Below are 24,955 nucleotides of genomic sequence, written 5' to 3' on the forward strand. Positions count from 1 at the left end.
TTAAGCCGCAAGGCTAACCTCGATGTTCATGAGCCCACACGAAAACTCCGCCCCAGAATCGGGTCTCGAGGCCGACGCTGAGACAGTGGACGCGGAGCCGAATCTGTCGTCTGGTGCCTCCCCTACGCCCGGTGCGTCTCGGCGCGTCCTACGCCGCGGTGTTCGGGGGCGGTCGTCCCGGGCGCTGATCACAGATGCCGCGTTTACTCCAGAGCAGAACCGCCAGTCCCGGGAGCGCCAGTACGCCATTCTGCAGGGGCTTCGACTGCCGTTCATTCTGTTGGCCCTCGTGGCTGTGTGGGCCAATCTATGGGTGCTTGCTGGCATTCTTTTCGTCGTGTCGGTGCCACTGCCGTGGATCGCCGTTGTGCGCGGCAACGCGCGCGGCGAGGTGCGCGATGCTCGGCAAAAGAATGTGTACAAACCCGCCGCCGCACGCCAACAGATGCTGTCGCAGCAGCAGCACTCGGCGATCCAACCTGGATCTGGGGCTAGCGGCTCCCCCGCTATCATCGACCACGACGAATAGCCCCCACCCCTTAGTGCAGGAGCCACGTGTGACCGAACTCGGCCCCCTCTCCCTCGACCTGCCCGCCGTAGCGCAGAAGCTGGCGCAGGAATTGACAGCGGCAGGGTTCACTGCCGACGGCGTCGCGGCCCATTTGGGCCCGGAGGCGACAGAGGCGATGTACCGTCGCGAACCCGGCGTCGTGCTCGCCGCCTGTGCGGACGATTCGCGCTTGTCTGCGCTCATCCGCTTCTTTGTGTTGCGCCGGCCGGCAACGGCGGAGGCCATAGGCGACATGCTCACCCCGCAGCTTGCGCTCGAGCTTATCGACGACCAGTTGGTTCTCCCCGTGCCCGGCGCGAGCACGTACCGAGTTGGGGTGGAAGTGCGAGCACATGTTGTGTCGGGCAAGCCGAGGTTTGTGTTTTCGGACTTGGACGCGTCGATGACAGACCACGTCCCCGGGCGCGATCACGTCCTCGGCGTCGGCTCGGCTTCCCTCTCGCTGCTTGCCGCAACCCCCTGCACGCCGGTGGAATCGGTGTTGGACCTCGGCACAGGCTCAGGCATTCAAGCACTCGCCCAGTCGGGCGCGGCGACCACCGTTGTGGCGACAGACGTCCACGCACGCGCGCTGCAATTCGCACAGGCGACGATGCTCGCTAACGGGGTAAACAATGTCGAGTTGCGTGAAGGTGCTTGGTTCGAGCCGGTGGCGCGCGAGCGCTTCGACCGCATCGTGGCCAACCCGCCGTTTGTTGTGGGCTTGCCGGAGGTGGGCCATGTCTACCGTGATTCCGGATTAGACCTCGACGGGGCGACGGAGCTCGTCCTGCGCGAAACTCCGTCCCACCTCGCCGAGGGCGGGCGTGCATTCATTTTGGGGTCTTGGCTGCATGTGCTGGATCAGCCGTGGCAGTCCCGCATCGCCTCGTGGCTGCCATCCCGCGGCGTCAACGCGTGGGTGCTGCAGCGCGATGTAGTAGATCCGGGAATGTACGTATCTACTTGGCTTCGCGACGAATCGGTGGACCCGCGCTCCGACGAGGGCATCACCCGTACCCTGCAGTGGCTGGATCACTTCCACGAGCACGACGTTCACGCCGTCGGCTTCGGCTGGGTCATGTTGGAAGACATCGGTGATGCCCCCAGCGAGATCACATGCGAAGAACTCGCCCAGCCGTTCACTGATCCGCTTGGCACCGAGGCGGAGGAGTACTTCTTGCGGACGGGGTGGCTGCGGGGGAAAACCCGCGATGCCATCCTCGACGCCTCCTATCTGATACGGCCCACCGTGGCATTGGAAGACATCAAACTTGCCGATGCCGAAGCCGGCATGGGCTTCAGTAGCGAGACGCTGCGGATGACGCGAACCGACGGCCCCCGGTTCTCCCACACGGTGGACTCAGGGATGGTCTCTTTGCTTTCAGGCCTGCACCCGAACGGACTCTCCCTTCGCGACGTTGTCGGGTTGTTCGCGGTCTCGCATGACGTGGGCGAACCGGAGGACGTCGACAAGCTGGAAGCCGACGCAGCGAGCGCTATCGTCGACTTGATCCGTCACGGTCTTGTTCTTCCAGCAGAGATAGCCCAGCTCACCCACCTGTGATACCAACGGAGCACGAATGAAGGCAGTACTGACACGAGTCACCAGCGCATCAGTGACGGTGAACGGCGAGACCGTCGGGGAGATCGATTGCCCCGACACCGGCGGGATACTCGCCCTCGTTGGCGTGGGCCGCGACGACGCACCTGACGCCTGGAAGACAGTGGCGCGAAAAATCGCGGAACTACGGATTTTGGACGGTGAGCGCTCGGCCGAAGACGTAGGGGCGCCGGTGCTGCTGGTCAGTCAATTCACGCTCATGGGGCGCACCGCGAAAGGACGCCGACCTTCGTGGAGTGACGCCGCCCCGGGAGCAGATGCCGCACCTGTGGTCGAAGCCATTGCAGACCAGTTGCGTTCGCGAGGCATCCACGTTGAGGAGGGACGCTTCGGAGCGCACATGCATGTCTCGAGCGTCAACGACGGGCCCTTCACCGTCATTGTCGAAGCGTGATTTGAATGAAATTCGCCCAGTCGGGAACACTGTGTGGCTGCTGAACGTTGCCCCTCTAGACCGCCCAGCTGTTCCACCTAGTCCGAGGAGGCATTGCCACATGACCCAGCCGGATCACGCTGCACAAGGCACACAGGAATCCGAGGAGACCGTTGATCGCGGCAGCCGCAGGAACCAAACGAACGACAACCCGTCCGCGGACTTGGTTCGCGTCTACCTCAACGGCATCGGCAAAACCGCACTGCTCGACGCGGAGGAGGAGGTCGAACTCGCTCAAAAGATCGAGGTCGGACTCTACGCCCAGCACCTCTTGGACGACCCCGATGTGAAGCTCACCCGCGCAAAGAAGCGGGACCTGAAAATCCTGGCTAAAGAAGGCCGTAAAGCTCGCGCCCACCTGCTTGAGGCCAATCTCCGCCTCGTAGTGTCCCTGGCCAAGCGTTACACTGGCCGGGGCATGCCGCTGCTTGACCTGATCCAAGAGGGCAACCTGGGTTTGATCCGGGCAATGGAGAAGTTCGACTACTCCAAGGGGTTCAAATTCTCCACCTACGCCACCTGGTGGATCCGCCAGGCAATCACCCGCGGCATGGCGGATCAATCTCGCACTATCCGCCTGCCAGTGCATCTGGTGGAGCAGGTGAACAAACTTTCCCGCATCCGTCGCGAGATGTACCAGTCCCTCGGCCGCGAACCCACGAACGAGGAGCTGGCGGAGGAATCCGGCATCGAAGAGTCCAAGATTGAGATGCTGCTGAGGCAATCCCGCGATCCGGTGAGCTTGGACATGCCGGTTGGCGCCGATGAGGAGGCGCCGTTGGGCGATTTTATCGAGGATGCCGAGGCGACCGACGCGGAAGATGCGGTGGTGACAACGCTGCGCCACGACGACATCGAAGACATCATTAATGGTCTGGAGCAGCGCGAGCAAGACGTGATCAGGATGCGCTACGGCCTGATCGACGGCGTGCCCCGTACTCTCGACCAGATTGGCCGCCAGTTCGGCCTTTCCCGCGAGCGCGTCCGCCAGATCGAGCGCGAAGTGATGGCTAAGCTGCGCGCCGGAGAACGCGCGGATCGCTTGCGCGACTATGCGATGTAGACCGCGCTCCCCCAATTGTCTAGCCCAGCACCCCGTTTAGCTCCATCCGTACCCTCGCGGGCGCTGGGCTAAAGTACATGCCATTGGTCTTCGGACCTCCACCCACCACCGCGATTGGAAGGGAGCATCACCGTGCGTGACCTCGTTGACACCACAGAGATGTATCTGCGCACCGTCTACGAATTGGAAGAGGAAGGCATTACGCCGCTGCGCGCCCGTATCGCGGAACGCCTGGAGCAGTCGGGGCCGACTGTTTCTCAAACCGTAGCCCGTATGGAACGCGACGGGCTCATTGTGGTGGAACACGATCGCTCGCTGTCCCTCACCGAGGAGGGGCGACGCCGCGCAACCGCCGTGATGCGGAAACACCGTCTCGCAGAGCGGCTGCTTACCGACGTGTTGAAGCTGGACCTCGACCAGGTTCACGACGAGGCCTGCCGTTGGGAGCACGTGATGAGCGAAGAGGTTGAGCGACGTGTCGTGGCCGTGCTGGACAATCCGTCGCGCTCTCCCTTCGGCAACCCCATCCCTGCACTCGAGGAGATCGGGGCGGGTGGTGCTGAGGTGAGCCAGAAAGGGACCCGCGCAACCGACCTCCGGTTAAGGGAGCCGGCGCGCGCGAAAGTTGTCCAGGTCAGCGAGATTTTGCAGGATGGCGCTCTGCCGAAAAACGCGGGCCAACTGGTCGGCGCGGTTGTCACCCTGACCCCGCTCGACGGCGGCGCGCTCGAGGTAGCCACACAGGACGGGAACAACTTCCATCTCACCGCCGATGTCGCTCACGCTCTCCGTGTCGAGCCGGAGAACTAGAAAGGCCCCGCACATGAAACTTGTAGTCACCGGCGGAGCTGGGTATGTCGGAAGTGTGTGTGCCGCCACCCTCCTCGAGGCCGGGCATGAGGTTGTGGTGGTTGATGATCTGAGCACGGGTAACAGGTACGCGGTGCCAGATGGCGCCACCTTCGTTGAGGGCGAAATCCAGGACGTAATTGACGATGTGCTTGCTGGCGCTACCGGTGGCCCGGTAGACGGTGTGCTGCACTTCGCTGCAAAGTCCCTCGTGGGTGAGTCGGTGGATGACCCCGCAATGTACTGGCACGGCAACCTGGACGTCTCTCTTTCGCTCCTGGACGCAATGCGCCGCCACAACGTGTCCTCACTGGTGTTCTCGTCTACCGCTGCCACCTATGGCGAACCGGAGGTGGTGCCAATCACCGAGGACGCTCCCACGCACCCAACGAACCCGTACGGGGCTACGAAACTTTCGATTGACTACGCGATTTCCTCGTACTGCAATGCTTACGGCCTTGGAGCGACAAGCTTGCGATACTTCAACGTCGCAGGGGCCTACAACGGCATCGGCGAAAACCACATTACTGAGACTCATCTCATTCCGATCGTCCTCCAAGTGGCACTGGGCTACCGCGACAAGATCTTGGTGTACGGCGACGACTGGCCGACCAAAGACGGCACCTGCGTGCGTGATTACATCCACATTCGAGACCTGGCAGACGCTCACATGCTCGCTTTGGAAGCCAACACCCGTGGCACCCACCAGCTCTACAACCTCGGCTCAGGCGACGGGTACTCCGTACAAGAGGTCATCGAGGTTTGTCGCGAGGTCACCGGTCACCCAATTCCCGCCGAGGTGGCGCCGCGTCGCGCTGGGGATCCCGCAACGCTCATCGCCTCGTCTGAGAAAATCCGCCGTGAGCTGGGTTGGAACCCCTCGCGCACACAATTGCGAACCATCGTCGAGGACGCGTGGGAGTTCACCCGCCAGCTCGGTGACCGTTCGCACTCCGCCCACTAACCATTTACGCAGCGAGCCCGTCCCACGTTTCTTCGCACCCGCGGCGGCATAATTCCAGCAAGGCGTGCCCCTGCCCGATGCCCATAACGTTTGCGAGCAGAAGCGACAGGGAGTGTCCGTGCACCTCCTCTTGGGCTGTCATCAGCGCGGCGATCGCCCAGCCGTTGAGCCCAAGGGACACAGCTACCATCGCCCACAGGCACAGGGCATTAGCGCGAATCGCACCGCCAAAGTTTCTAGCGATGGTGAGCAGGACTGCCCCTGCAGATCGGGGATGATCCAGCGCCTCAACAATGAGGAAATCGCGCAGAGTATTTCGCGACAGCATTGCGGCGACAAGCTCAACATCCTCAATGCTCGAAAACACGTCCGCGATAATCAAGTTGCCGTCGCTGTCCAAGATGCTGGCGTTTGGGGCCCCGACAAACACGTCACAAGCTCTCTCTATGTCTCCCCTCGCCAGCAGTGGTGCTACTCGGGTGAGGTCAACCAGCTCAGTGCCGCGTTGGTGCGCTCGCTGCGCGAGAGCCTCGCACGTGGCCACGTCGCGATCGAAAACTGCCGCAAAGTGGGCGTACAGCTCTGCCTTGTGTAGTTCGGGTAGCACCCCATGATCGATCAGCGGACGCATCGGTTCGGTTGACACAACTGAGGAGACTGTCCCGTTTGTATACGCCTCGACCCACCCCCACAGCTCACCTGCAGTGTCTTCGTCTGGCCCGAACACGAGCCGATACGGCGTGCCGTCGGCAACCTCCGAGACAATCCAGCATGCTTCGACGATCTCCCCGAACTCGTCCGCCGCCTTTCGCAATCCTTCCGCAGCTACCGCAACCATGTGCGAGTTCGGCACGCGCGTCACAATGACCGCGAAGGTGGCTACGTGCGCCTCGAGAGGGATGGACTGCAGGGCCCGTTGAATGCTACCGGTGCTGCCTACGTCGGCATCGATGTATGTTCCAATATCGAGAACACCGCGGCTAGCCGGCGGGGAGTACACGTTGACTAGGATTACCGCCTCATTGGGGAAATACCCTAGGGCCCCTGGTATAGAGGCGATGAGACGAGAGGGTGAGCGGAGAGTTTCCGCGCCCGGGTGCGGAAATGGTGGTTGTGGCGGCTGGTTTGTTTCATTCGGTTGTGGCTGTGTATCCATAACGATTAGACGGTCAGTTTGCCGCGCCGGTTCCACGGGATACCGATTTTTCCCGCGCAGCCTTTCTTCCGCGCGCTTCCTCCCGTCGCTATGCGGTATCGGGCACAATGGAATGATTCTGCGCCGCTGCCCGTTGTGTCAATGGAGCAGAAAGCCTGGAGGACAAGCCAGCCAGGCGAGCGATTGTAGGAGGCCACGACCATGACGCAGGAACGTCGCATGTACGAACTTGAGTACCCCGCGCCGCAGGTGGGCGAGGAACCCCAGAATGGCCCCGCACTAGTTATTGCTATGCACGGTTACGCCGATGCAGGCCACGCGGTTGAGGCAGCCGCGGATCACCTCAAGGCCGCATTAGAGTCCCGTACCGTCGCCACATTCAGCAACGACGAGTTGATTGACTACCGCTCGCGCCGTCCGACGGTGACACTCGCACATGCGGAAATCACCGACGTGGCGGATCTTCAGCTGGATATGCGGGTGTTGCGCGACGAAAAAGGCGCGTCTTTCCTTCTGCTGTCCGGACCGGAGCCGGATCTGCGCTGGGAAGCGTTTAGCGGTGCGGTGGCAGATCTCGCCGACCGGTTCGGCGTGAGCAAGACGATCTGCTTGTACGCCGCACCGATGGGCGCGCCCCACACCCGCCCGCTGGTCGTCTCCGCACACGGCAACGACCGGGATTTGGTTGGATCTATGTTCACCTTCGACGGGATGGTCAGTGTGCCCGGCTCGGCGTCTATTTTGATTGAGCGCGAACTGCACAAGCGTGGCCGCCCAGTTGCGGGCTACACGGCGCACGTCCCGCATTACGTTGCCGCATCCCCTTACCCACACGCCACGTTCCAGCTGCTGCAGTCTGTGGAAGACTCTACGGGCCTGCAGTTTCCCCTACGCTCCCTCGAGGCGGATATGGGCCGCGTGTCGCAGCAGCTAGCAGAGCAGACAGGTAATTCCGACGAAATTGCCCAGGTGGTTCAAGCCCTAGAGGAGCATTACGACCGGGAGATGCAGGAATACCGGGACCGCCACCCGCAGGCGATGATGCCGGGTGAGGCGCAGATGCCCAGTGGCGAAGAGATCAGCGAGGCGTTTGAAAACTACCTGACGGCGATCGAAGATCGGGATCGCAACCGCGACCATCAGCGCAGCCTGCCCCACAGTGAGGAGACGGACCGGCGGCTGCGCGACCATTACTTCATCGATCCCTCCGCCCCGGGGGACGCAGACGACGGCCGGGGCGGCGGCTCCGATGATGAGGTTGGTGGCGGCGAAGACGACCCGCGCTAGTGGTGTCGGCCGGTGGGCTACGGTGAGAGCTGTGATGCTGACCGATTTGCTCGAAGATATTTCGCAGGCCCCCGAATCACTCTTTGAGGATGCCGTCTGGGACTCGTTCAACGCGTGGACGAACTCCCGCGGCATAACTCTTTACCCTGCGCAGGAAGAGGCATCGCTCGCACTGCTCGCCGGCGACAACGTTATCTTGGCCACCCCCACAGGGTCGGGCAAGTCGATGGTGGCTAACGCTGCCCACTTCTTTGCTTTGGCGCGGGGGCAACGCTCGTTTTACACCGCCCCGATCAAGGCGTTGGTCAGCGAGAAGTTCTTCGCGCTGTGCGAGATCTTCGGCGCGGAGAACGTGGGCATGATGACCGGCGACGCCACTGTGAATTCCAACGCGCCGATTATTGCCGCGACCGCCGAAATCGTCGCCAACATTGCCCTGCGCGAAGGCGCGGACGCGAAGATCGACCAAGTGGTGATGGACGAGTTCCACTACTACTCTGAGCCGGAGCGCGGCTGGGCCTGGCAGGTGCCACTTTTGGAGCTACCGAAGGCCCAGTTCCTACTCATGTCTGCCACGCTTGGAGACACTGCCTGGCTAGAAGAAGACTTGACCGAGCGAACCGGGCGCGACACCACCTATGTCGGCGGCGCGGAACGGCCTGTGCCATTGGACTTTCACTATGTCTTCTCGCCCGTGCACGAGACGATTGAGGAACTTCTCGCAGATGGAAAAGCACCGATCTATGTGGTCCACTTCTCCCAGCGCGAGGCCACTGAGCGTGCCCAGGCGCTGACCAGCATGAGCATCATCACCGCAGAGGAGAAGACGCGGATCGCGGAGGAAATCGGGGATTTTCGCTTTACGACGACCTTCGGAAAAACCCTGTCCAAACTATTGCGCAGGGGCATCGGGGTTCATCACGCGGGCATGCTGCCCAAATACAGGCGCCTGGTCGAGCGTCTGTCTCAGACCGGGCTGCTCAAGGTGATCTGTGGAACTGACACACTCGGTGTGGGCATCAACGTGCCGATTCGCACGGTATTGATCACCGGGCTGGCTAAGTATGACGGCACACGCCAGCGCATTTTGAAGTCCCGCGAATTCCACCAGATCGCCGGGCGCGCCGGCCGGGCTGGCTACGACACCGAGGGAACAGTGGTGGTCGAAGCGCCGGAGCACGAAAGAGAAAACGTCAAGCTGCGCCGCAAGGCGGGAGACGACCCAAAGAAGCGGAAGAAGATCCGTAAGAAATCCGCGCGCGACGGCGAGGTGAGCTGGTCGGAGAACACCTTCGAGCGACTCAAGGTGGCCGAGCCGGAGGAGCTGACCAGCCAGTTCAAGGTGTCTAACTCCATGTTGCTCAACGTCGTAGCCCGCCCGGGCAACGGCTACGAGCACATGCGCCACCTGCTGCGTTCCAACCACGATCCGCGCGCGAAGCAGAACCGCGACATTATCCAGGCCGTGAACCTGTTCCGGGGCCTGATCAACGCGGGAGTTGTCGAGCGCACTCCAGATTCGCCCGCGTACCGTCCCTACACCCTCACGCAGGAGCTGGACCGGGATTTCGCGCTAAACCAACCCCTGTCCCCCTTCGCGTTGGCGTTTCTCACGCTCTTGGACCCGGAATCCGAGACGTACACCCTGGACGTGATTTCGGCATTCGAGGCGATTTTGGACGACCCGCGCCAGCTGCTGCAGGCCCAGCAGACCGCGGCCCGCGGCGAGGAAATCGCCGCGCTCAAGGCCGAGGGCGTGGATTACACGGAGCGCATGGCGATCATCGAGGACGTGACCTACCCCAAGCCTCTCGCGGACGAGCTGGACGAGGCGTTCGACACCTTTACTCAGGGCAATCCCTGGGCCAAAGAATTCGAGCTGTCGCCGAAATCCGTGGTGCGCGACATGATCGAGCACGCCATGACGTTTTCGGACCTCATTGCCACCTACGGCCTGGCGCGTTCGGAAGGCGTAGTGCTGCGTTACCTCACCGACGCGTGGCGCACGCTGTCGTACTCCATCCCGGACGCGTACATGAACGATGAGCTCGAGGACATCGTGGTGTGGCTCGGCGAATTAATCAGGCAGGTAGATTCCTCGCTCATCGACGAGTGGGCGCACATGACCGGCGCCGACCAACCGGTGAGCCAGGACACCATCGACCGCGAGCTCGCGTTCGGCGTGGAGGACCCTACCGCTCTCACTGCGAACCGCCGCGCGTTCACCATCATGGTGCGCAACTACTTCTTCCGCCTAGTGGAGCTGTTCGCCTACGAGAAAGAGAACCAGTTGGCGGAGATGCTGGACTACTTGGAGCCAGATAGCCGGGTGGACTGGCCCGCGGCGATGGACGACTACTTCGACGAGTACGACGATGTCGACCTGGGCCCCGACGCACGCGGACCGGAGTTCTTCCACCTGGCGGACACCACCGGCAGGTCATGGAGCGTCACCCAAATCATCAAAGATCCGGAAGGGGACAACGCGTTCCAACTGCACGGGACAGTGGATCTCAATGCGTCCGACGAGGCCGGTGAGGTACGGCTTTCGTCGTTGAAGATCGTGGGCGGGTAACCAGAGGACATCTGCAGCCGAAACGCGGACGGGGCTACTCTCCCTGGGTTAAATTGTTCTAGAAGACATTCGGTTTGGTTTGTGAGGAGGAACATAGATGACCCGCACGATCGTTGTCGGTGCTGGCATGACCGGCCTAGCCACCGCGTGGCACCTGCAGGAGTATGGGCACGAGGTGGAGGTACTGGAGCGCATCGATGTCGCAGCCGGTTCATCGTGGGGCAATGCCGGCTGGCTCGCACCGGGCAAAACGATCCCGCTGTCGAATTCGAGTCTGTGGGCATACGGTCCGACCGCTCTCTTCGACAAACACGCTGCCCTCGATGTCCCCGTGCGCGTCGATCCGAAGCTGTGGCGCTTCTGTGCCAACTTCATGGCGCATGCGACCGGCCGCGCGTGGGATAAAACCATGGCGGGGCTGACGAAGGCCGACCTTGCTGCCCTCGCTGCCTTCGACGAGCTGGAGGCCGGCGGGGTCGATGCCACCACGCAGGAGGGCCCGTTCATCATTGGTTTCGAAAACGAAAAGAAAGCCGGCGGCTTCCTCAAAGAGGTCGAGGGCGCACAGCGGCACGGCCAAGAGATTCCGTTTGAACGGATCACTCTCGACGATGCGAGAGTTGACGCCCCGATGCTCACCGACAAGGTCGGCGCGACATACCGTATGGGCGGGCAGCGATTCATCGAGCCGGGCCCCTACTGCCAGGCCATCGCGGATTCAATCGTTGAACGCGGCGGTAAGGTCACCACAGGCGTTGAAGTCGTCGAAGTCCGCTCGACGCGCAAACCTGCAGTCAAGCTCGCCACCGGTGAATGGCTGCACGCCGACAACGTCGTGCTGGCCACCGGTGCCTGGCTACCAAAACTCGCCAAGAGTCTCGGGGTGAACACCCTCATCCAGGCAGGCCGCGGCTATTCGTTCTCCGTGGAGACAGAGCAGCCGGCCACATGTCCCGTGTACTTGCCGGACCCGAAGATCGCCTGCACCCCGTACCAGGGTCGTTTCCGCGTCGCTGGCACGATGGAGTTCAGGGGTCCGGACGAGCCGTTCCAGCCGGGGCGCGTCGCCTCGATAATCCACACCACCAAGCCGTTCTTCCGCGGCATCGACTGGGACGACCGCCAAGACGAATGGGTGGGCTCGCGCCCAGTCACACCTGACGGGCTGCCGCTTGTGGGCGCTACTAAGGTGCCCAACGTCTACACCAACGGCGGCCACGGCATGTGGGGCATCATCCTCGGACCCCTGTCCGGCAAGATGCTGGCCAAGCAGATTGAAACGGGCGAAGTGGACGAGACTATCAAACCGTTCAACCCGCTGCGCGGCCCCTTCGGCGGTCTTTAGCCCTCCACATGTGAGGTCAGCGCAAAAACCTCCGGCCGGGGTCGTTCCCAGCCGGAGGTTTTCGTCGTCGTAAAGCTGGCGCTTAGCGCGCGTCCTCGATGGCGATTGCCTGCGCCACTGCCTGAACCACGCCGGCGACCTTGACGGCCTCCCAGACCTGCTCTTTGGTCACGCCCTCCTCACGGACAGTGTTCGCGTGCGCCACGGCGCAGTGCTCGCAGCCGTTGATGGTGGACACGGCCAGAGACCACAGCTCGAAGTCCGCCTTCTCCACGCCCGGCTTCGAGATGATGTTCATGCGGAGCCCGAACTTCACGTTGGCGTAATCGTCGCCCAACCAGCTCTTCGCTCGGTAAGCAACGTTGTTCATCGCCATCACGGTGGCCGCGCCGTAAGCGGCCTCCACCGCCTCCTCGGACAGGTGCTCCTTGGCCTCTTCCGCGATTTCGGCGATCACCTTCGCGTTGCGCGTCGCCGCTGCGGACGCGAGCAGGGTACCCCAGAGTTGCTGCTCGCTGAGCTCGGTGGAGCGGATAAGCGAGCCGAGGTTAAGCTTCTGGTCCTTCGCGTACTCGGGCAATGCGCCCCGCAGGTTCTCAATGGACATCGTGCACTCCTTTGCAGTACGAGTTTGCTTCTTCCGGGCTTGGAACCGGAGGTACTACTTGAGGGACTCCTGGACGACAGCCATCTTGTCGATGTTCTTGGTCGGGTCGTTCTTCTGCCAGTCGCAAGCGCAGACTTCCTCAGACTGCAGCGCGTCGAGGACACGCAGCACCTCGTCGACGTTGCGGCCGACGGCATCCGGGGTCACGGAGACGAACTGGATGATGCCGTCCGGGTCGATGATGAAGGTGGCGCGGTCGCACACACCGTCAGCGTTCTCGACGCCGAGGGCACGGATCAGGTCGTGGCGAACGTCAGCGAACATCGGGAACGGGATGTTCAGCAGGTCCTCGTGGGTAGCGCGCCAGTTGAAGTGGGAGTATTCGTTATCGGTGGAGCCGCCGAGCACCTGGGTGTCTCGATCCTCGAACTCCTCGTTGAGCTTGCCGAAAGCGGCGATCTCGGTCGGGCACACAAACGTGAAGTCCTTAGGGTAGAAGAAGACGATCTTCCACTTGCCCTCGTACTTATCCAGCGACACGTTCTCGAAGTAGTCGTCCGGAGAAGCGGCGTTCGCTTCCTTCAGGTTGCCGCCCTTCAGCGCAACGAGGTCGAACTCCGGGAAACGCTCTCCAACGGTCATGATCGGCATGTGATTTCCTCCAAAGAAAGTGGTCAAACTGAGTTTTAGCGGACAGATTCCAGTATGGCACAGACAGTGCGCACTTTCAACGAAAAAACTTATGAACCTCGGGTACCTTAATAGGCATGGGCAATAGAGAATATAAACCCACGCTCGCTCAGCTCCGGACGTTTGTCACCATCGCGGAGCAAAAACACTTCGTCTCCGCCGCGACCAAACTCGGCATCTCGCAGCCGTCGCTGTCCCAGGCCTTGGCGGCGCTAGAAACGGGCTTAGGGATCCAGCTCATCGAGCGCTCAACCCGGCGCGTCATCGTCACCCCCACGGGCGAAGAGCTACTCCCCTATGCCAAGGCAACGTTGGAGGCCGCCGACGCGTTCGTTGCGCAATCCCGCGGCGTTTTCGGTGAGCTTGCAGGGCCTTTAAACATCGGCATCATCCCCACCATTGCCCCGTACATCTTGCCCGCGCTTCTCACCCTGCTCGAGGAAGAATACCCCGAGCTCCAGCCCCGGATCGTGGAGAGTCAGACCGAACATTTGCTGCAACGGCTGCGCGACGGCCATATCGATGTCGCCGTGCTGGCCACCCCAACCGCAGCGAGCGGCGTGACGGACATCCCGCTTTACGACGAAGCGTTCGCCGTCGTCACCTCCCCCGAGCATCCTCTGGCCGGGCGGGGCGATCTGCCCCTGGAGGCGCTCAAAGACATGGACCTGCTGCTGCTCGACGACGGGCATTGCCTTCGCGACCAGATTGTGGAGCTGTGCAAGCTAGCTGAGGTCAACCGGACACCGGGGGCGCAATCAGCAACCCGTGCAACGTCGTTAACCACGGTGGTGCAGCTAGTGGTCGCCGGGCTCGGTTCCACACTGGTGCCGTTGTCTGCAGTCGCCACGGAGTGTGGGCGTCCCGGCTTGGCCGTATCCACTTTCGACGCGAGCGTGGACGCGAAGCGAACCGTCGGTCTTGCCGTGCGCGCGTCGTCGCGCCGTCACGCGGAGTTTGAGCAACTGGGGCAATTGATCACACGCGCCTACAGGGAGGCGACGGAATCGGGCAGGACGCTCCTGCCGCGCTAAACTCACGCTCTGGCTATGAACGATCACACATCCCCCACCTCGTCGTCATCGAAAACGGACAACGCCCAGCAACCGACCAAGTCCGTAAAGTCGCAGCTCTACCAGGCGCTCGATGACGTACCAATCGCCGACGTCCGACGGTTCCGCCGGCGGCTCAAAAACGCCAACTCTGCAGATGCACTTGCCGCGATCGGCGCTGATGTGGACGCGGCCCGTTCGGGCGTCGCTAAGCGTGATGCCCACATACCGGCGATTGAGTACCCAGAGCATCTTCCTGTGTCCGCACGACGCCAGGACATCATGGATCTTGTCCGGGACCATCAAGTGGTCGTCATCGCAGGTGAAACAGGCTCCGGCAAAACCACCCAAATTCCGAAGATGCTGCTGGATATGGGGCGCGGCAGACGCGGTCTGATCGGGCACACGCAACCGCGAAGGCTGGCTGCCCGCACCGTAGCCGAACGCATCGCAGATGAGCTGGGCCAGGAGATCGGCGAGTCTGTCGGATATGCGATCCGCTTCGACGATCGCGTGTCGGATACCACTGCTGTGAAGTTGATGACAGACGGCATTCTCCTCGCCGAAATGCAACGCGACAGGTTCCTCAACGCCTACGACACCATCATCATCGACGAGGCCCATGAGCGCTCCCTGAACATCGACTTTCTCCTCGGCTATCTCAAGCGCCTGCTGCCGACGCGTCCGGATCTGAAGGTGATTGTCACATCCGCGACGATTGACCCGGACGCATTCGCACGGCATTTCGCAGATGCGGAGGGCAATCCTGCTCCCGTCATCGAGGTGTCGGGGCGAACTTATCCGGTTGAGATCCGCTACCGCCCGCTCGTGGAGCCCGTGGAGATGAAAGACGGCTCGGTCAAAGAGATCGACACCGACATGATTGACGGCGTAGTCGACGCGTGCAAAGAGCTGATGCGCGAGGGCGACGGCGATATTTTGTGCTTCTTTTCTTCCGAGCGCGACATCCGCGACTGCATGGAAGCTATTGAAAAACAGCACTGGCGAGGCGTGGAAGTCGTGCCACTGTTCGGCCGCCTGTCTAACGCCGAGCAACACCGCGTGTTCGCCCCACACTCAGGCCGGCGAATTGTGCTGTCGACCAATATCGCAGAGACCTCGCTGACCGTGCCCGGTATCCACTACGTTGTGGATACCGGACTCGCGCGCATCTCGAGGTACTCGACGCGCACGAAGGTTCAGCGCCTTCCCATCGAGGAGATCTCGCAGGCCTCAGCCAATCAGCGTTCGGGCCGGTCAGGCCGCACCGCAGATGGCGTGGCAATCCGGCTCTATTCGGAGGAGAACTTCTCCGCGCGCCCCGAGTTCACCGATCCTGAAATTTTGCGCACGAACCTCGCCTCAGTCGTGCTGCAAATGATTTCGCTGCGGCTTGGAGACATCAGCGAGTTCCCTTTCATCCAGCCGCCCGACCGCAAAGCCGTACGCGACGGCCTCATGCTGCTGCACGAGCTCGGCGCCATTACCGACAAAGAGCGCGGCGGCGCACCCGTCCTCACCGCAGTGGGGCGCGACATCGCCCGCATTCCCGTAGACCCCAAAATGGCGCGCATGCTGGTCGAGGCCAACCGCCTCGGCGTTCTCGATGACGTCACCGTCATCGTGGCCAGCATGACCATCCAGGATGTGCGCGAGCGGCCGCTGGAGTACCAGGCGCAAGCGGACCAGGCCCATGCCCGGTTCAAGGACGCCACGTCGGACTTTCTCTCCGCGCTCAAGCTTTGGGACTATATCGGGGATTCTCGCGATGAGCTGTCCGGCAACGCCTTCCGCAAACGCATGAAGCGCGAGTACCTGCACTACATGCGCATCCGGGAGTGGTTCGACCTCGTGCGCCAGCTGCGCGACGTAGAGCGCAAGCTTGGCTGGTCACGTGCGGAAAACGTCGCCGGCGAGCGCGATGCAGACGCAATTCACAAGTCGCTATTGACTGGGCTGCTGTCCAACATCGGTGCACGCGACGGCAACTCGAAGGAGTTCCAGGGGGCGCGAGGGACTCGGTTCATGGTGTTTCCCGGGTCGTCGCTAAGCAAAAAGCCCCCAGAGTTCCTCATGGCTGCAGAGCTGGTGGAAACCTCGCGTTTGTGGGCGCGCGACGTAGCCAAAATCGAGCCTGCGTGGGTTGAATCCGCCGCCGGGGACTTGATGAAGCACAGCTATTCCGAGCCGGTGTGGTCGCGCAAACGCTCCGCAGCCATGGTGCACCAAAAGTCCATGCTTTACGGCGTGACCATAGTTCGGGATCGCCTGGTGCCCTACCACCGCGTGGATGCAGCAGGCGCGCGCAATATGTTTATCCGTCACGCGTTGCTGGGGGGCGATTGGAACAGACACCACCAGTTCATCGACCACAATGATGCCCTCCTCGCTGAGGCGGCCGAGGTGGAAGAAAAAGTTCGCCGGCGCGGCCTAGTGGTCGACGAAGATACGCTGTTCGACTTCTACGACTCACGTCTACCGGAAACCGTCACTACCGCACGCCACTTTGACTCGTGGTGGAAGAAAAAACGGGCTGAGGACAAGCACTACCTCGACTTCGACCCTGCCAAGTTGGTCGATGATGGCGGCGTGGACTCCTCCGTGGCCGCCTTCCCCGAAGTATGGCGCCAAGGCACGATCGATTACGCACTGCGCTACAAGTTTGAGCCGGGCGATCCTTTCGACGGCGTCACCGTCGAAGTCCCAGTTCCGCTGCTAGCTAATTTACGGTCCGAGGGGTTTGACTGGTTAGTACCAGGGTTGCGTTCTGAGTTGGCTGCCGAATACATCCGCACCCTGCCAAAAGCTCTGCGCAAGACAGTGGTTCCAGCCCCCGACTTCGCCGAGCGCGCCCTCGACGCGATCCATGCAAACCAGGCCGGCAGCGAGAGGACCGACGAGGAACTGCGGGAAACCCCGTTTGCGGACGCGCTCGCAGACGCATTGCGCAACGTCGGCGGCCGCGGCATCAACGGCACGGACTTCCAACCGGACGCACTACCGGAACATTTGAAGGTGACGTTCGCGGCTATCGACCGCCGAGGCAAAGTCGTCGACCACGATACCGACTTGTCCGCCTTGAAAAGCCGACAAGCAGGCAAGATCAAATCCTCGGTTTCGAAGGCGGGTCGCACCTCCGAGTCCGCCGCAGTTGCCAAATGGACCGCCGACTCTCTCGGAGAGATCCCAGCGACGGTAACCACCACCATCGACGGAAACGCCGTCGATGCATACCCCGCTCTGGAGGCAACGAAGGACGGCGTGAAAGTCACGGTGCACCCGACGAAGGCTGCAGCAGACGCGTCCATGGTGACTGCGACACTAACGCTGCTCCTGCGGGAAATCTCCGTCAACGCCGCACAAATGACGAAAGGACTGCCGCTGCGACAGAAGGTCGCAGTGGACCGGTACCCGCACGGAGGGGCTAGCGGACTAGTCGAAGACGCGCGCGTGGCCGTGATCCGCGACCTTATGTTCTCTCATGGCGGGCCTGTGCGATCGCCTGAGGACTTTGAGGCGCTCGTGGCCAAAATTCGGCCACAAGTCCCGGGCGCGGTGCGCCGCGTCGTGGTGACGCTCGCGCCTGCGCTGGCGGAATACGCGAACATTGCGACAGAGCTCGAGCGGTGGGAAGGGCCAGCTATCGATGACATGAGGGAGCAGCTGAAGTTCTACCTGCCGAAGCACGCAGTAACCGTGCACGGCATCGGACACCTCCAGCATCTGCCTCGCTACATCGACGCTATGCGCATCCGCCTGGAAGACATGCGATTAGATCCGGACCGTGACGCCGACCGGCAATCGGTCATCGACTCGGTAAAGCACTATTTGGCCCAACGGCTCAACTCCCTGCCAGCCGGGCGTTCCAAGTCAAAGGCGTACAAGGAGATCCTCTGGCTCATCGAAGAGCTGCGGGTGAGCTTGTTCGCCCAGCGCCTAGGAACTCCGAAACCAGTGAGTCAGCGCCGCATTGAGAAGAAAATTGACGCATTGCGGTAACGGGGAGCGCTTAAAAGTCCTCGCGGTCTCGGCGCCGCATCAAGCGGATTTCAGACTCAAAGTCGTCTGCACTCTCAAATGATTTGTAAACAGATGCGAAACGGAGGTACGCCACTTCGTCGAGCGCGCGAAGAGGCTCCAGGACCGCAAGCCCAATCTCGTGGGCGGGCACCTGAGAGCTGCCCTGCGCCCGAACTGTCTCCTCCACTTCTTGCGCGAGGCGCTTCAGCGCGTCATCGGTGACGTCTCTGCCCTGGCAGGCACGCCTCACACCGACGATGAGCTTGTCCCGGTCGAACGGTTCGCTGACGCCATTGCGTTTCACTACAGTCAGCACCGCTTTTTCCACTGTAGTAAAACGACCCCCACATTCCGTGCATTCTCTTCGGCGCCGAATGGCGGAGCCAGCTTCAACCAACCGCGAGTCAGTGACGCGGGACTGCTCATTGTGGCAGAAGGGACAAATCACGGTTTTCCACCCCTCAGGTTGCATCGTTTTGAGACCGCAGTGAGTCTACGCCCCCCTCACCTGAAGTCTGCCCCCGATATCGCAGAAGAAACCTGACCACCAGTCGTTGACGCAGCGACGTCCCCGGCACCGGAGAACACGCCGCCAAAAGCTGCGCCAATCAACAGTGCTGCCGTCATGCACACTCCCAACAACAAGGTGTCTCTTATCTCGCGCCGGGATTCGAACGGGCTCTCATCGCCTACCGCGCCCGTATTCTGAGCCCCATCCGAGCGCTCATTTTTTCGACCATCGAAACTTATAGTTCGAACAGCGTTCTGTGCGGAGATTCGAGATCCACCAAGTTCTACGTCCCATACTTCCGCTGGCGGGACTACAGCTGGGGCAACCTGGCGGCCGACAAAGGGGCGCTGCACTGGGTTAATAACTACGGACACGATCGTGCTCCTTTCATCTCGCGGCAAACACTACGCTCGTTATCGACATGTTCGAACACACTCACGCTCGTATGTTCGAACCCGCTTACATGTTCGATTTATAGCACCCGGTGAGAAGCGTGTTTACTCCATATGTCAATTCATCGAACATGAGTGCCCTATCTGGTAGGTTCGTAACCGCGAAATCACCCGCCGAGCCCGAGGAGCGTTCATGGCAAAGAAAAAGTCCGACCCAGGCAACCCGGATTACAACGCGCTATCAGACCGTCAGCGCCGCATTTTGCAGGTCATCCAGGATGCTGTTGTACTGCGGGGATACCCGCCAAGCATCCGCGAGATTGGTGACGCTGCGGGTCTGCAGTCCACTTCCTCTGTTGCCTACCAGCTCAAGGAGTTGGAAAAGAAAGGTTTCTTGCGGCGCGACCCGAACAAGCCGCGCGCAGTAGACCTGCGTCAGCTGCCAGATACGGGGCGGAAGAAGCGCAAGCCGCAGGAATCGAAACCAGATGAGGCTTCGAACGCTCGCTATGTCCCGGTAGTCGGGCAGATCGCTGCTGGCGCCCCCATCCTGGCGGAGGAGAACGTCGATACCTACTACCCGCTGCCGGAAGAGCTGCTCGGTGACGGAGACGTGTTCATGCTGCGCGTGGTCGGCGAGTCCATGCGTGATGCGGGCATTCTTGACGGTGACTGGGTGGTTGTCCGCTCGCAGCCAAACGCAGAGGAAGGCGAATTCGTTGCAGCTCTGCTCGACGGTGAAGCCACCGTTAAGGAGTTCCACCGTGATTCCACAGGCGTGTGGCTGCTGCCCCACAACGAAGCTTTCGAGCCGATCAAAGGCGATCAAGCGGAGATTATGGGGCGCGTCATCTCGGTATTCCGTACGCTATAGAAACGCTTGCGCGCCGACGTGTCGGCGGTGGGAAACGCGCAGCTAGAGATTCAGGAGAACAATGTACGCCGAAGAGCGCAGGCGCCAGATCGCGTCACTGACTGCTGTTGAGGGCCGCGTCAACGTCACTGAGTTGGCGCTGCGCTTCGGCGTGACTGCGGAAACCATCCGTCGCGACCTCGCCGCGCTCCACGATGAGGGTGTCGTTCACCGCGTGCACGGTGGTGCCGTTGCGAACCAGTCCTTCCGCTCGGCCGAACTCCCACTCGATGCCCGGCAACGCGCATCCTCGTCCGCGAAGACTGCCATTGCGGAAGCGGCGCTCCGGCTCGTACCTCAGGCTGAGCACTGCACAATCTTTCTTGACTCGGGTACCACCATCAGCAGTCTGGGTACTCGTCTCGCCGGAATTGGTGGCCAACAGGCGTACTCGGTGGTAACTAACTCCATCCCGACCGCGCTCGAGCTCAGTGGCGCCGGCCTGCGGGAGGTCCAGCTACTGGGCGGCACCGTCCGCCCCATCAGCCAGGCGGTCGTGGGCAGTACGGCGCTGAGGACGCTCGCGCTCATTCAGGCCGATGTCGCGTTTGTGGGGACCAACGCCTTGTCGGTCGAACATGGGCTGTCCACCGCGGACGCACAGGAGGCTGCCGTCAAAGCGGCGATGGTCACTAATGCGCAACGCGTGGTTGTGTTGTGCGACTCAACGAAGCTCGGCAACGATTACGTGGTCAGCTTCGCCCCGCTCAACGAGATCGACGTGGTTGTCACCGATGCTGGTGCACCGCCCGCTTTTGTAGAGGAGCTACGGTCACACGGCGTCGAGGTAATTCTGGCTTCGGCCGAGCCGCTTCGCGATTAGTCCACTCGCAGATTCATATGATCATGGTGGCATTGTTTCAGTGCGCAGACCTACACTCGGTACGACAGTAGGGAAACAACAGAAAGGATCCCCCTGATGGCTTCTAAGACTGTGAAGGTTGGCTCCACCGTCGGGCTGCACGCGCGCCCAGCGACAGTTATTGCGGATGCCGCCGGTGAGTACGACGAGGAGATCTTGCTTACCCTCGTCGGCGGTGACGACGACGAGACGGATGCAGCATCCTCGCTGATGATTATGGCGATGGGCGCGGAACACGGAGACGAAGTCACCGTCACTTCAGACAACGCCGAGGCGGTTGAAGAGATCGCCTCACTCATCGAGAAAAACCTCGATGAGGAGTAAGCGCTCTTCGCTAATCGAAGAGCATGTGCCCGGGCCACGGCCCGGGCACATCTTTGGCCTTGCTACTTTATGCAGCATGGATATCATTGTTCGTCCGACCGCTGGAGAAGTCGGCGAGTACGCTGCCGACATCATTGAACCGTTCGTGCGTGCCGGTGCCACCCTTGGGCTCGCCACAGGCTCCACGCCGAACCCGACATATATCGAACTTGCTCGCCGCCACCGCGAGGAAGGATTGAGCTTCGCCAATTGCGATGCGTTTCTGCTGGACGAGTATGTCGGTCTCGAGCGTGAGGACGAGCAGTCGTATTACGCCACCATCCGCCGAGAATTCACTAATCACATCGACATTGATGATGCGAAGGTTCAATCTCTCGACGGCCGGACGGACGATCCGGAGGCGGAGGCCCGCAGTTACGAGGATCGTATTCGCGCCGCCGGGGGCGTCGACGTACAGATCCTCGGGGTGGGCGCGAACGGCCACATTGCCTTCAACGAGCCTCCGAGCGCACTGGACTCCAGGACGCGCCGGATCGATCTCCACCCCACGACCGTTGCAGATAACGCACGCTTCTTAGACAACGAAGAGCAGGTTCCCCGCCAAGCGCTTACCCAAGGCGTGGGCACCATCATGGAGGCGCACACCATCGTGCTTATCGCCACGGGCGCCAACAAGGCTGACGCAGTCAGGGCCCTGGTCGAAGGACCCGTGACTCCGGGGTGCCCCGCATCGGTGTTGCAGAACCACCCGCGGACGACGGTCGTCCTCGACGAGGAAGCCGCATCTCAGCTGCGCCGCTAACCCACCACAAATTCGGCGTACTGTTCGGCGAGCACGCGCGGTAGGCGGACGTCGATGCGAGTACCCGCCTCTTCGTACTCTTCAGAGCGAACCGTGCCCTCGTCGTGCACGCGGCTCACCACATCACCGCGTGTGTAGGGAACGACCATAGTCACGTGGGCGTCGATGGCGTTAAGGTGCTGCTCTATACGCGCCTCGAGCTCGTCAATCCCCTCGCCCGTCAGCGCAGAGACGAACACTGCGGTCCTGCCGGTCTTTTCAAATGCGTGGCGGAGCTCTGCAAGCACGAGCGGGTCGGCGTCATCGATCTTGTTCACCACCACGATTTCGGGCGGCATTTCCTCACCGGAGTCCCTGGTGACCTCGGCGAGCACCTCGTTAACTGCCTCGATCTGCTTCAAGGGGAACGCGTCGGAGCCGTCCACGACGTGGAGGACCAAATCCGCGCCGGCGACTTCCTCCAGCGTTGATTTAAATGCCTCCACGAGCTGGGTGGGTAGGTGACGAACGAAACCGACTGTGTCCGTCAGCACCACATTTCGCCCGTCCGCCAGCTTGGCCTTTCGCGTTGAGGGATCCAGGGTAGCGAAGAGTGCATCTTCCACCAAGACACCCGCACCGGTCATCGCGTTGATCAACGAGGACTTACCCGCGTTAGTGTAGCCGGCGATAGCGATCTTCGGAATGGTGGAGCGTTGACGCTGAGCACGCTTGACCTCACGCGCGGTGGTCATGTCGCGTAGCTGGTGGCGCAACTTAGCCATCTCAGTGCGCAGACGACGCCGATCCGCCTCGATACGCGTCTCACCTGGACCGCGAAGGCCTACGCCGCCGTTGGAACCTGCGCGACCGCCGGCCTGGCGTGAGAGATTGCCGCCCCAGCCACGGGTGCGGCTGTAGAGGTATTCCATCTGCGCCAAGCTCACCTGCGCCTTGCCCTCCTTGCTCTTCGCGTGCTGGGCGAAGATGTCCAGGATGAGCATGGTGCGGTCGATCACCTTGATCTTCAGCGCTTCCTCCAGTGCGATCATCTGCGAGGGCGAGAGTTCGCCGTCGAAGATGACCGTGTCCGCGCCGGTTGCCTGGACAATATCTCGCAGCTCCGAAACCTTGCCGGAGCCGATGTACGTGCCCGGGTCCGGCTTGTCCCGCTTTTGGTAGAACATGTCCAATACTTCGGCACCAGCCGTTTTCGCGAGCGCGGCCAGCTCCCACATGCTCGCCTCAATCTCCGCGACGGTTCCTTCCGTCCAGGCTCCGACGAGGAGCACCTGCTCGATGCGGAGCTTTCGGTACTCCACCTCGTAGACGTCAAGGTGATCCTCGGAACGAAGCTCCGTGGATCCAGCGACCGAGCGGAAGGAGTTGCGGTCTGCCAAATCGAGTGCGCCCACCGTCGGCTCGGTGCCGGGTTGCGGCTCGTTGTGGCGGAATGCCTGGCGCAGCAGCTCGTCGTGAGCGCGCTGATCGGGCGTCAGTTCATCGTCAAGCAAAAAGTGTTCTTTCCTGTTTGTTGCATGTTTCACTGTCATATCTACCCGATAGAACGCGAACAGGCACGGGATTCTTCCCGGCACCGCCGAACGACTAGAATCTACGGCCATGAGCACAGCAGTGAGCACCGATCTTTCCGCACTAGGCCTGAGCTTTGACAAGTGGCAGGACGCGGTGGAGGCCGCTATCGCTACGGACCGGTTGGCGGTTGTGGGGGAAGTCCGGGGTGGGCAGCTAATTCAGTACACCGACCCGTCAGGCGCACAGCTGAACATTTTGGCTGTGGAGCCGTTTGCCACGTTTGCGGGCTTCGAGTCAGTCACGCGCACGTACGCGCACATCACACCGCTTAACGACGTCGTCGCGCTGGCCGACATCGTCGATCCGCGCGGCAACGCCATGGCGTCGCTGACGGTCAACCTGGCCCAGGAGCCGCTGCTTGTGGACGATCCAGCCCTGGAATGGCAGGAGCTATCCGTTTCTGCGCTCGGTCTGGCTGTGGACTACTACGAATCCACCGACGCTTACCTAGCGTTGCACCCAGGCGCAGTGGTGGGCACCGTGACCTCCGCAGGCGCGGAAGCTGTGGCAGCCGGCAGCGCAACGGCCCCGGACGCGAGCGCAGAGTTCTCCGGCCGCGTGCTGGAAGCGGAGTACCGCACCTCCGCACTCACCGGCCAGCGCTTCATCCACGTCTCCGTGGATGCGGCTTTCCCGTTCGACGTGTGCTTGCCTGACGGGGAATTGCCCCAACGCGATTCAGTGATTGCCGGCACCGCCGTAATGGCCGGCTCCATCCCCACTGCTTCTGGCGGAGGATGCGGGGGTTGCGGCGGATCTTGCGGATGCGGCGGCCACTAACCGTGTAAGTGGTCGACGATGAGCTCACCCGACAAGGATCTGTCACGAGCGCTACTCGGCGCACTCGTACTCGCTGCCTGCGTGCTGCTCGTACTCGCGCTGAAGCTTCCGGGCCTACTGCTGTCGGCGCTGCTGGTCATCGGGGCGATCCTCATCTCCCGCCGCGTGCAGGCGGACCCGGAAGTGTTGGCCATCCGTTCCTCGCTGCAATACGCCCGCGACGACATCGCGGAAGTACTCGCCGCCTACGACCAGCTGCAAAACGGTGCTGCCGCCTCTGATATCGCGGACCGCACCCTGCACTACCCTGCGCTGGCGAACCCGGACAACTCCGTGCCCCAGGTCAACGAATTCCTTTTGCGCGCTTCTTCGGCACGCCGCTTCCTCGAGCGCATCGACGGCTACCTGGAGTCCGCCTCAGCTGACAAGGCGCAGCTCGAGCGCATCCTCACCGTCGCCGACGAGCGCGCCTTCGAGCTGCAGGAGGCCTGGAACGACGCGCGCCGGGCGGCCAAGGAGATCGGCCCAGCCTAGAGGCAAGTTCGAAAAGCGCTATGAATATTCGGGCCGCAGCCTAGCGC

At 61.8% G+C, this 24,955-nt stretch carries 22 protein-coding genes; 17 read left to right on the plus strand and 5 right to left on the minus strand.

Features of this window, described 5'->3' with window-relative positions:
• The first annotated feature begins 28 nt into the window (after positions 1-28).
• The 6 genes from HMA55_RS04075 (at position 29) to galE (ending at position 5,483) form a co-directional block, all read left to right on the plus strand.
• Positions 29-529, plus strand: a complete 501-nt coding sequence (locus tag HMA55_RS04075; RefSeq protein ID WP_181191789.1) for a DUF3099 domain-containing protein — start codon at positions 29-31, stop codon at positions 527-529.
• 28 nt (positions 530-557) lie between these two features.
• Positions 558-2,117: a class I SAM-dependent methyltransferase gene (locus HMA55_RS04080; RefSeq protein WP_257802299.1), complete on the plus strand. Its 1,560-nt coding sequence runs from the start codon at positions 558-560 to the stop codon at positions 2,115-2,117.
• Positions 2,118-2,133: 16 nt separating this feature from the next.
• A complete protein-coding gene (gene dtd / locus HMA55_RS04085) occupies positions 2,134-2,568 on the plus strand; it encodes a D-aminoacyl-tRNA deacylase (RefSeq protein ID WP_181191791.1) in 435 nt (144 codons plus the stop codon).
• Positions 2,569-2,668: 100 nt separating this feature from the next.
• Positions 2,669-3,670 (plus strand): sigma-70 family RNA polymerase sigma factor, encoded by a 1,002-nt coding sequence (locus tag HMA55_RS04090; protein WP_181191792.1) that lies wholly within the window; start codon positions 2,669-2,671, stop codon positions 3,668-3,670.
• Positions 3,671-3,802: 132 nt separating this feature from the next.
• The gene (locus tag HMA55_RS04095) at positions 3,803-4,480 is read left to right on the plus strand and encodes a metal-dependent transcriptional regulator (RefSeq protein ID WP_181191793.1); all 678 of its coding nucleotides are present in this window, start codon (positions 3,803-3,805) and stop codon (positions 4,478-4,480) included.
• Between the two features lie 13 nt (positions 4,481-4,493).
• Positions 4,494-5,483, plus strand: coding sequence for a UDP-glucose 4-epimerase GalE (gene galE, locus HMA55_RS04100; protein WP_181191794.1), 990 nt, complete (start codon positions 4,494-4,496; stop codon positions 5,481-5,483).
• 4 nt (positions 5,484-5,487) lie between these two features.
• Here galE and HMA55_RS04105 read toward each other — a convergent pair whose 3' ends face one another.
• Positions 5,488-6,639, minus strand: a complete 1,152-nt coding sequence (locus HMA55_RS04105) for a DUF4192 domain-containing protein (RefSeq protein WP_181191795.1) — start codon at positions 6,637-6,639, stop codon at positions 5,488-5,490.
• A gap of 201 nt (positions 6,640-6,840) precedes the next feature.
• On the opposite strand from HMA55_RS04105, the gene HMA55_RS04110 reads away from it, so the two are divergent.
• From HMA55_RS04110 to HMA55_RS04120, 3 genes are all read left to right on the plus strand, one after another.
• Complete coding sequence (locus HMA55_RS04110; RefSeq protein WP_181191796.1) at positions 6,841-7,926, plus strand: PAC2 family protein; 1,086 nt, start codon at positions 6,841-6,843, stop codon at positions 7,924-7,926.
• 34 nt (positions 7,927-7,960) lie between these two features.
• Positions 7,961-10,501 (plus strand): DEAD/DEAH box helicase, encoded by a 2,541-nt coding sequence (locus HMA55_RS04115; protein WP_181192048.1) that lies wholly within the window; start codon positions 7,961-7,963, stop codon positions 10,499-10,501.
• A gap of 97 nt (positions 10,502-10,598) precedes the next feature.
• Positions 10,599-11,846, plus strand: a complete 1,248-nt coding sequence (locus HMA55_RS04120; RefSeq protein ID WP_181191797.1) for an NAD(P)/FAD-dependent oxidoreductase — start codon at positions 10,599-10,601, stop codon at positions 11,844-11,846.
• A gap of 82 nt (positions 11,847-11,928) precedes the next feature.
• On the opposite strand, the gene HMA55_RS04125 is transcribed toward HMA55_RS04120, so the two are convergent.
• Together HMA55_RS04125 and HMA55_RS04130 are read right to left on the minus strand one after the other, a co-directional pair.
• Positions 11,929-12,453, minus strand: coding sequence for a carboxymuconolactone decarboxylase family protein (locus HMA55_RS04125; protein ID WP_181191798.1), 525 nt, complete (start codon positions 12,451-12,453; stop codon positions 11,929-11,931).
• Positions 12,454-12,507: 54 nt separating this feature from the next.
• Positions 12,508-13,104, minus strand: coding sequence for a peroxiredoxin (locus tag HMA55_RS04130; RefSeq protein ID WP_181191799.1), 597 nt, complete (start codon positions 13,102-13,104; stop codon positions 12,508-12,510).
• A 116-nt stretch (positions 13,105-13,220) separates the two neighbouring features.
• Between HMA55_RS04130 and HMA55_RS04135 the strand changes: the two genes are divergently transcribed.
• Entirely contained in the window at positions 13,221-14,177 is a 957-nt protein-coding gene (locus HMA55_RS04135) for a hydrogen peroxide-inducible genes activator (RefSeq protein ID WP_181191800.1), read from the plus strand.
• A gap of 15 nt (positions 14,178-14,192) precedes the next feature.
• Positions 14,193-18,194, plus strand: coding sequence for an ATP-dependent RNA helicase HrpA (gene hrpA / locus HMA55_RS04140; RefSeq protein ID WP_181191801.1), 4,002 nt, complete (start codon positions 14,193-14,195; stop codon positions 18,192-18,194).
• Positions 18,195-18,204: 10 nt separating this feature from the next.
• Here hrpA and nrdR read toward each other — a convergent pair whose 3' ends face one another.
• Positions 18,205-18,663, minus strand: a complete 459-nt coding sequence (gene nrdR / locus HMA55_RS04145) for a transcriptional regulator NrdR (RefSeq protein ID WP_181191802.1) — start codon at positions 18,661-18,663, stop codon at positions 18,205-18,207.
• 648 nt (positions 18,664-19,311) lie between these two features.
• On the opposite strand from nrdR, the gene lexA reads away from it, so the two are divergent.
• The 4 genes from lexA to nagB all read left to right on the plus strand — a co-directional run bounded on the left by lexA (position 19,312) and on the right by nagB (position 22,019).
• On the plus strand, positions 19,312-19,992 hold the full coding sequence (gene lexA, locus HMA55_RS04150; protein WP_181191803.1) for a transcriptional repressor LexA: 681 nt from the start codon (positions 19,312-19,314) through the stop codon (positions 19,990-19,992).
• Positions 19,993-20,053: 61 nt separating this feature from the next.
• Entirely contained in the window at positions 20,054-20,854 is an 801-nt protein-coding gene (locus HMA55_RS04155; protein WP_181191804.1) for a DeoR/GlpR family DNA-binding transcription regulator, read from the plus strand.
• Between the two features lie 96 nt (positions 20,855-20,950).
• Positions 20,951-21,217 (plus strand): HPr family phosphocarrier protein, encoded by a 267-nt coding sequence (locus HMA55_RS04160; protein WP_181191805.1) that lies wholly within the window; start codon positions 20,951-20,953, stop codon positions 21,215-21,217.
• Between the two features lie 76 nt (positions 21,218-21,293).
• Entirely contained in the window at positions 21,294-22,019 is a 726-nt protein-coding gene (gene nagB, locus HMA55_RS04165) for a glucosamine-6-phosphate deaminase (RefSeq protein ID WP_181191806.1), read from the plus strand.
• Here nagB and hflX read toward each other — a convergent pair.
• On the minus strand, positions 22,016-23,551 hold the full coding sequence (gene hflX, locus HMA55_RS04170; RefSeq protein ID WP_181191807.1) for a GTPase HflX: 1,536 nt from the start codon (positions 23,549-23,551) through the stop codon (positions 22,016-22,018). The genes nagB and hflX overlap by 4 nt on opposite strands.
• Before the next feature lie 70 nt (positions 23,552-23,621).
• On the opposite strand from hflX, the gene HMA55_RS04175 reads away from it, so the two are divergent.
• On the plus strand, positions 23,622-24,374 hold the full coding sequence (locus HMA55_RS04175; protein ID WP_181191808.1) for a hypothetical protein: 753 nt from the start codon (positions 23,622-23,624) through the stop codon (positions 24,372-24,374).
• 18 nt (positions 24,375-24,392) lie between these two features.
• Positions 24,393-24,908, plus strand: a complete 516-nt coding sequence (locus HMA55_RS04180; protein ID WP_181191809.1) for a hypothetical protein — start codon at positions 24,393-24,395, stop codon at positions 24,906-24,908.
• The last annotated feature ends 47 nt before the right edge of the window (positions 24,909-24,955 follow it).

It is taken from the genome of Corynebacterium wankanglinii, assembly GCF_013601005.1.
GTDB lineage: Bacteria > Actinomycetota > Actinomycetes > Mycobacteriales > Mycobacteriaceae > Corynebacterium > Corynebacterium wankanglinii.